Here is a 4,014-nt window from a genome sequence, read left to right as displayed (position 1 = left end):
CCCAACGCCGACCAACCCCGCAGGGTGCGGCCGGCGGCAAGGACGCCCGAGAAGGGCGCTGTTGTACCACCCAACCGGGTTATACAACAGGCTGTCAGGGGATCGCCGAAGTCCGGGAACGGCCTCATCCGCTGGTAATCGCCGGCGGTTCGGTCCCTCGCCACAGGCCACGATTTCGCTGCCCTTGACCGGCGAGCGTCTCGCATCGAGTTGATCATCGGAGCCCCGCCAGTGCCGAAGACCTAAAGCTGCCAGTGGCTTGTTGACAATGGACAAAGCGCGTTACGTTGCGGATCGTGCAGCCACCGATCGCACCACAGCCGAATTCGCAGCAGCGGTCATCGGAGCAGCCATCCTCGAGGCGCGTATCCGGGTTCTCCCTGAAGTGGTGGCATCTCGCGATTGCGGGTGTGTTTGCGCTCTTCCTGCTGTGCTCCTGCGGGATCGGTGCGTACCTGGTTCTATACCGCAGCTCGTCTGGCGAACCCTCGGGTCAACCGCCGGGCAGCGGTGCCTCGGACAAAGCCGCAGGCTGCAGGGAAGCGCTGCTTGGCGGTCCCGGTAGCGACGCTCAAGATGTGTCACCGGAGGAAACCCGTAAGTGGTCGGCTTTCTACCGCGGCGTTGCCGAGAAGGCTACCGACCCGAAGATCCGGGCTGCGATCCTCGCGCTCGCTGATGACTTCGAGCAGGTCGCGCACGCCCAGGAAGTCCATGACACCGATCCGTCATTCGAAAATGCCAAAGCCGAAGCCGACGCCCTGAGAGAGATGCTCGACGCACAAATCGACGTATCGGACCTCTGCATCGCGGCAGGATACGCTTCCTGAGAGCTCGTCGGCCAAGTGATCCCCGGCGGCGCAACAGCCTAGCGAGGCCCCATGAGCACGTCGGCCTGACCTGGCCCCCGCGATCACCCTGTGGTGACTCTTCAGCTTGACCGAAGCAAAGGTCCTGCCCAGCACCCAACGGCCGACATCTCGTCGGCGTTCAGCGGCGACGCTGGGGCGATCCTGCGTCAGTATCCGTTGAGCGACGACGAGAAGCCCTCCCAGGCCTTGGCCGCCGCCCATCCTGGCCACGAGTACGCCACGCGGTGCAGCGCTGATCAGCGAGCTGTTCGCGAAGTATGCGCCCGCGTACGAGTTCGCCGAGAAGCTGCACCCTTTAGTGGGCGTTCAGAGCGGCCGCAGGTTTCAGGGGCCGGTTGGGGACGATCACGCAGACGCCGCGCCGGTAGGTGCGCTCCAGCACCGGTGCCGATGACGATCTGATCGGCACCGGTGACGCCGACGAAATGTGGCCCGGACGGCGTACAACGCGGCATCGCCGTCACCGCGGCCTACGCGGCGCATCGACACCCGCCGTCGACAGGCGCAGGTGCGGACAAAACCCGGACACGTAGAAGCCCCGTGCACCTCCGATGGTCAATAGGCTCCGAGTGCGTTGGTGGACCGAGTTGTGACATCTAGCGTCGCGTTCAAGATCTACGAAAGGAATGCGCTCATGCAACGGCGTAGGTTCACGGGGCTCGTCGCCGTGCTGTCCGCAGCGCTCGTGCTGACCGGCTGCTCGGATGACCCGGCCTCCTCTGGCGCTGACGGATCCAAGGCGAAGCCGTTCCACCTGTTGCTCGACGACAGCTCTGAGCAAAGTATCGACCTGCTTGTCGAGCCCAGCTCGCACTACGGCGGCCAGACGCTGGACGCCGACGGAGGCAAATACCGGCTCAAGGTCATCTCCTACGGCAAGCACAGCTCCGGCGAAGGGCTGGCCATCAAAATGAAGCTACCTCGAGGTGTGCAGAGCGACCCGAGTGTGGCCGTCTCGTTCAGAGAGGAGGTCTCCCGCAGTGGCTACTACACGGGCAACTGGGAAGAGGGCGAGTCCGCTGCCGTGTTCACCAACCTCATGAACAAGCCGTCGGCGGGGGAGACCTGGGTCCTCTGGGTCCGTATCTCGGCGAGCGACCTCGAGCACACCCCCGGGCTTGAGTTCAATGTCTACTTCCGGTTCTGAACTCCCACGACCTGCCCTCGGTGCAAGGCACAGCAGCCCGGACAACGGTCCGGCCCGCGCGATTGTTAGATAGGTTATGAGCGCAGATCTTCTCGGGTGCCCATTCGGTTATCGACATGACGGGTGTAGCGCTATCGCCCGAGGCCGGCGAGGTCGCGCCGTTGCGGGCTACGGTCCTTGATGAGGTGCTCAGCACGCGCCGGCCGGCGGCTGAGCCGGCCGCTAACCTCGATTGTGATTTGGCCAGGTGCTCACATGCCGCGGGGGTGTTCGATAGATATACTCGTGTCCTGTACTTCACCGTGGAAGTCCGCGTGCACATTCTGGACGATCTGGATGGCTTGTCGCCACGGGCGCAAGAGTTCCTGGGCGGCGTCGGCTGGCGTACCCCGGACAGCAAGCCGCGATCGCCGACGGGCTTAAGTTGATACCTGCACAACTCCCGGGCCGGCACGGAATCGGATGGAGGCGCAAGACTCGGCCGAAGTCGCCGGTGAGGAGATCACACGAACGCGAGCAATGCCATCGTGTTTGCGACTCCGACCGATGCGCAAAGGTTCTCCTGCCGCACCGGTTCAGACACCGCCGGGGACGTCGGCAGGCGCTTTCCGCGTGACGTCGACATCAGGACCACAGGGTCACGTCCATCGTGCTGCCTGCCGAACGGCCGTCCTGTTGCGTTTCGGGTTTCCCGATCGCGATGTGCTATGTCCGCGAGCGTGATAAACCGGTAGGAGTGGAACCCATCAGCGCAAGCTCGTGGCAATTCACCGTCGATGATCACGATGAGACACGTGTGATCGCGTTATCCGGCGAGTTCGACGCCGCTAGCGCCGGGCAGTTGCGTCAGATGCTGGCGGTCTATGGGCAGGCTACGCCGCACACCGTGGTCGATCTCCGCGACGTGACGTTTCTGGACTGCTCGATTGTCACCGTGTTACTGCAGACCCGCGCGAGTACGGCCTGCAACGGTCGGTGCATGTCGGTACGGCACCCCACCGGGTCGGCGCGCAGGGTTCTGGCCATGACCGGAGTCCTCCCACTGTTGACCGAGTCCCCGGTCGTGTACGGGACACAACAGCCCCACGATCACCCGCCCGTATCAGGTAGGCGCCGTTGCGCCGCTCGGTCGATGGGGATGCGCGTTTGGGCAAGGTAGGGGGCGAACTGCGCGGCTCGGCCATATCGAAGCCCGGCGGCCGCAACGGCTCCAGGCACGGCCGTGCGTCGACTTCTCGTCCACCTCACGCTGGCCGCCTCGGTCCCGGCACACCCGGCTTTCGAGGTCCGCTAGCTACCGGCTGCAGCCGGTTGCTGGATCATCATGATTCCGGGACCATCGAGGCTCGGTAACGCCGACTCGAAACGTCCGGTCAGGAGCAGCAGCAGGGCCAGCGCGGGCCCGGCCACCTTCGGCCCGCGGCCTTGAGCCCATTCGATGTCTGTTGCTGTCAGGGTGACACCGGTCAGCTTGCGCTGGGCGTGGAACGGCCAGCCCATCGACCACACCCGCCGTAAGGCTGGTCCGAGATCTTCGGCGGGTATCGGGAACTCGCGCCCCAACGGCAGGGCGATGTCCTGCGCGTGCACGATGACGTCGAACAGACAGTCACGGGTGTCCAGCACCCTGGCGGTGCGCGTGGCGTCGGCGTGCGCCCGGATCTGCGAGACGACGACGGCAGGCTCACGTGACCCGCTACGCACCGCGATCAGCGTGTTGATCTTGTTGGGGTTGAATCCGGCGCGCGGCGCGACAGTGAGAAGCTGCCAGGTCGTCAGCGTCGGGATGATCGCCAGATGTCCTGCGACGTCGCGGACCCGCCAGCCTTGGCACAGCGACGGCGCGTTCCACTCGGCCGCGGTCAACGTGTCCAGGAAATCCGCCAGGCGCAGCCGCAGCGTGCGCACCGCCGACCAGTACCGCTCGTCCATCACACACCCCAAGAAGTCCGGTATTAGGGGGGTATTATTACGCTGTTACGCAGTTTTCAAAAA

The 4,014-nt window shown here is 64.7% G+C and carries 4 protein-coding genes; 3 read left to right on the top strand and 1 reads right to left on the bottom strand.

Annotation, left to right across the window (positions count from 1 at the left end; genetic code table 11):
* The first annotated feature begins 296 nt into the window (after positions 1–296).
* The 3 genes from AB0M47_RS42330 (at position 297) to AB0M47_RS42320 (ending at position 3,178) form a co-directional block, all read left to right on the top strand.
* Positions 297–830, top strand: a complete 534-nt coding sequence (locus AB0M47_RS42330) for a hypothetical protein (RefSeq protein WP_363424594.1) — start codon at positions 297–299, stop codon at positions 828–830.
* A gap of 676 nt (positions 831–1,506) precedes the next feature.
* Entirely contained in the window at positions 1,507–2,019 is a 513-nt protein-coding gene (locus AB0M47_RS42325; RefSeq protein WP_363424592.1) for a hypothetical protein, read from the top strand.
* Between the two features lie 700 nt (positions 2,020–2,719).
* Complete coding sequence (locus tag AB0M47_RS42320) at positions 2,720–3,178, top strand: STAS domain-containing protein (RefSeq protein WP_363424596.1); 459 nt, start codon at positions 2,720–2,722, stop codon at positions 3,176–3,178.
* A 131-nt stretch (positions 3,179–3,309) separates the two neighbouring features.
* Here the strand turns inward: AB0M47_RS42320 and AB0M47_RS42315 are convergent, their stop codons facing one another.
* Positions 3,310–3,951, bottom strand: a complete 642-nt coding sequence (locus AB0M47_RS42315) for a maleylpyruvate isomerase family mycothiol-dependent enzyme (protein ID WP_363424590.1) — start codon at positions 3,949–3,951, stop codon at positions 3,310–3,312.
* Positions 3,952–4,014: the final 63 nt, after the last annotated feature.

Source organism: Hamadaea sp. NPDC051192 (genome assembly GCF_040682475.1).
In the GTDB taxonomy this organism is placed as follows: domain Bacteria; phylum Actinomycetota; class Actinomycetes; order Mycobacteriales; family Micromonosporaceae; genus Hamadaea; species Hamadaea flava.
The sequence above is the reverse complement of the archived record's forward strand: the minus strand, read 5'-3'. Positions and strand labels throughout refer to the sequence as shown.

Excerpts from the sequence above, each read along its gene's own strand:
- AB0M47_RS42325 (WP_363424592.1), top strand. The coding sequence starts at position 1,507 with ATGCAACGGCGTAGGTTCACGGGGCTCGTCGCCGTGCTGTCCGCAGCG.
- AB0M47_RS42315 (WP_363424590.1), bottom strand. The coding sequence starts at position 3,951 with ATGGACGAGCGGTACTGGTCGGCGGTGCGCACGCTGCGGCTGCGCCTG.
- AB0M47_RS42320 (WP_363424596.1), top strand. The coding sequence starts at position 2,720 with ATGTGCTATGTCCGCGAGCGTGATAAACCGGTAGGAGTGGAACCCATC.